Source organism: Rhodococcus sp. T2V, from assembly GCF_029269925.1.
GTDB classification, from domain to species: Bacteria; Actinomycetota; Actinomycetes; order Mycobacteriales; family Mycobacteriaceae; genus Rhodococcus_F; species Rhodococcus_F koreensis.
The window spans coordinates 1-3221 of record NZ_JARJBD010000225.1 but is presented as its reverse complement, the minus strand read 5'-3'; the positions used below and the strand labels follow the sequence as shown (position 1 = coordinate 3221).

The 3221-nt window shown below is 69.4% G+C and carries 3 protein-coding genes; all 3 read left to right on the top strand.

What is annotated here, in order from left to right; genetic code table 11:
• Nucleotides 1-245: 245 nt before the first annotated feature.
• Genes P3H15_RS53345 through P3H15_RS53335 form a run of 3 tightly spaced genes read left to right on the top strand, consistent with a single transcriptional unit; the run spans nucleotide 246 to nucleotide 3081 of the window.
• On the top strand, nucleotides 246-725 hold the full coding sequence (locus P3H15_RS53345) for a helix-turn-helix domain-containing protein (RefSeq protein WP_105421912.1): 480 nt from the start codon (nucleotides 246-248) through the stop codon (nucleotides 723-725).
• The gene (locus P3H15_RS53340; RefSeq protein ID WP_133169401.1) at nucleotides 715-996 is read left to right on the top strand and encodes a hypothetical protein; all 282 of its coding nucleotides are present in this window, start codon (nucleotides 715-717) and stop codon (nucleotides 994-996) included. The genes P3H15_RS53345 and P3H15_RS53340 overlap by 11 nt, the downstream gene beginning before the upstream one ends.
• Nucleotides 997-1002: 6 nt before the next feature.
• On the top strand, nucleotides 1003-3081 hold the full coding sequence (locus P3H15_RS53335) for a recombinase family protein (RefSeq protein ID WP_276144716.1): 2079 nt from the start codon (nucleotides 1003-1005) through the stop codon (nucleotides 3079-3081).
• Nucleotides 3082-3221 lie beyond the last annotated feature (140 nt).

Here is a 3221-nt window from a genome sequence, read left to right as displayed (position 1 = left end):
AACGAACCCCCAGCTCAACCGGGGGTTCGTCCGTCTTCAAAGCCGTAACTTCGGTGTAAAGGAGATCATGCCGTTAGTGTAAGGATAATTATGCCGCTACCGATCATCGTAGAGCTGGAGGACGCCAATGCGCACGCCTGGCAAAATGGTCCATGTGCTGTGGAAGTTCGTCGGACCGCGGCGTGTCGCTGCCACGCAGTAGCTTGAGGGCGGCATAATTTCTCTAACACAAAGAGGAGGTCGGTGTGAGGCGGAAGCAGAAGCGGGATCCGAAGGCGGAGGCGTTGGCGGCCTCGCGCACGCTCAACCCGCGGCCGGAGGCGGTGCGCGACGAAGAGTTCGGTTCGTCGGAGTTCTTCGATGCGCGCGACCTGGTGCAGGTCAAGTACGAGATGGTGCGGCGGGTGCGGGTCGGCGGCGCGCCGGTGACGGCCGCGGCGGCCGCGTTCGGGTTCTCCCGGCCGTCGTACTACGAGGCAGCAGCGGCGGTGGACCGCGACGGGCTGGGCGGGCTGGTGCCGGCCAAGCCCGGGCCGCGGGCAGCGCACAAGCTGACCGACGAGGTCGTCGCGTTCGCGCGTTCGACCCGCGAGCAGGACCCGTCGACGACCGTGGCGCGGTTGGCGGAGGCGATCGCCGAGGAGTTCGGTATCACCGTGCATCCTCGCTCGGTCGAGCGTGCGCTGGTCCGTGACCGCAGCTCGAAAAGTGGAGGTGAACAATGACTTCGACGACGATCCCGACATCGGCGGCGCGGTGGACGGCTACGAACAGCTGCGTCGGCGGGCCTTGTCCGGCGACACCGACGGATGGCGGCTGGGGCTTGGTGTGTTGCAGCAGCGTGGCGTCGCGGCGTGGGTGCGGCTGCGGACCGCGGCCGCACCCGCCGGATCGGCACGGCCGGCCCGTCCCGCACCGTCCGCGTCCGGCGGCGCCGACACCGAGCTGGTCGAGCTGCTCGCCTCGATGGCGCTGGCGGTCGCGGCACGGGGGTGAGCGGCGATGAGCGAGCAGACCGCGGCGAAGGTGACCGGCGCGCACCTGACCCGCACCGCCTACCTCTACGTGCGCCAGTCCACGCTGCGGCAGGTATTGACCAACACCGAGTCCGCCCATCGTCAATACGCGTTGCGGCAGAAAGCGATTGCTTTCGGCTGGGCCGCCGATCGGATCGTCACCATCGATTGCGACCAGGGTCAGTCCGGCGCCTCGGCCGCCGACCGGGAAGGCTTCCAGCGCCTGGTCACCGAGGTCGGCATGGGCCGGGCCGGGATCGTGCTCGGGCTGGAGGTGTCCCGGCTGGCCCGCAACAACGCCGACTGGCACCGGCTGCTGGAGATCTGCGCCATGTCCGCCACGCTGATCTGCGACGAGGACGGGCTCTACGACCCGACCGACTTCAACGACCGGCTGCTGCTCGGGCTCAAGGGCACGATGAGCGAGGCCGAACTGCACTTCATCCGCGCGCGCCTCGTCGGCGGGCAATTGTCCAAGGCCCGCCGCGGCGAACTGCGCGTGCCGCTGCCCGTCGGGCTGATCTACGACCCCGCTGACAACGTGGTACTGGACCCGGATACCGGTGTGCAGCAGGCTATCCGCCACGTATTCACCCTGTTCGCACGCACCGGTTCCGCCCGCGCGGTGGTGCAGCAGTTCAACGCCGACGAGCTGGTGTTCCCGGTGCGGGTGCGCACCGGCGCACACAAGGGCGAGCTGGCGTGGATGCCGCTGACGCACTGGCGGGTGCTGCGCACCCTGCACAACCCTCGCTACGCCGGTGCGTTCGCCTACGGCCGCCGCCGCGAGCGCGTTGCCGCCGACGGCACGAAGACCTTCGACACCCTGCCCCGCGAGCAGTGGATCGCGCTGATCCCCGACGCCCACCCCGGCTACATCGACTGGGAGCAGTTCGAAACCAACCAGCGGTTGCTCTCGGCGAACGCCGCCGCACGCGGCGAGGACCGCGCCGCCGGCCCCGCCCGGGAAGGAACCGCGCTGCTGCAGGGCCTGGCCGTCTGCGCCAAGTGTGGAAACCGGATGACCGTGCGCTACCACACCCGCCGCGGCGTCGAAGTCCCCGACTACGAGTGCCTCCGGGCCTGCATCCGAGACGGCGGACGCCGCTGCCAGGGCGTGCCCGGCGCCGCCGTCGACGCCGCGATCGGGAAACTGCTGCTCGACACCGTCACCCCGCTCGCGCTCGAGGTCGCCCTCACCGTGCAAACCGAACTCGAGACCCGCGCCGCCGACGCCGACGCGCTGCGCCGCGGTCAGGTGGAACGGGCCCGCCACCGCGCCGACCTCGCCCGCCGCCGCTACCTCGCCGTCGACCCGGACAACCGGCTCGTCGCCGACAGCCTCGAAGCCGACTGGAACGACGCGCTGCGCACCCTGGGCACCGCGCGCGAGGACTACGAGCGCGCCAGCGCCGCCGCGGCCACCGCCCTCACCGACGAAGTGAAGGCCAAAATCCGATCCTTGGCAACAGATTTCCCCGCACTCTGGGCGAACCCGGACACCCCGCAGCGGGACCACAAACGCATGGTCCGCCTCCTCGTCGCCGACGTCACCCTGCACAAGACCGACCGCATTCACCTGCACGTCCGCTTCCGCGGCGGCCAGACCCACAGCCTCACCGTGGCGATCCCGCCGAAAGCCTGGCAACTCCGCCAGACCGACCCCGACACCCTCGCCGCGCTCGACCTGCTCCTCGACACCTGCACCGACGCCGAGGCCGCCGACGCGCTCAACGCCGCCGGTCACCGCTCCGGCGAGGGCAAACCCTTCACCGCCCGCATCGTCCTCCACGTACGCCGCAGCAACAACCTGCCCAGCCACGCCGACCGGCTCCGCGCCACGGGCCTGCTCACCAACACCGAACTCGCCACACGAATCGGTGTGCACCCCAGCACGATCAAGAGCTGGACTCACGCAGGAATTCTCAACTCGCACAAAGCAAACGACAAGAACGTGCGGCTCTACGAGCCACCCACCCCCGGCGACCCACGCCTCACCGCCCGACAAGGCAGCCCGCTCCGAAAACGAGTTCCCACCCAACCCGCGCCAGGAGGTGCACTATGAAACCAAGCCCTTATCGTAGGCGTCACCTACCGACCCGATCGACGGCCGAAGTCCTTGCAGGAACAGGGTTTCCCCGAATCGCAGAGCCGTATATTGGGCGGGCTCAACCGGTCGATGCAACACCTCGATCACGGAGGTGT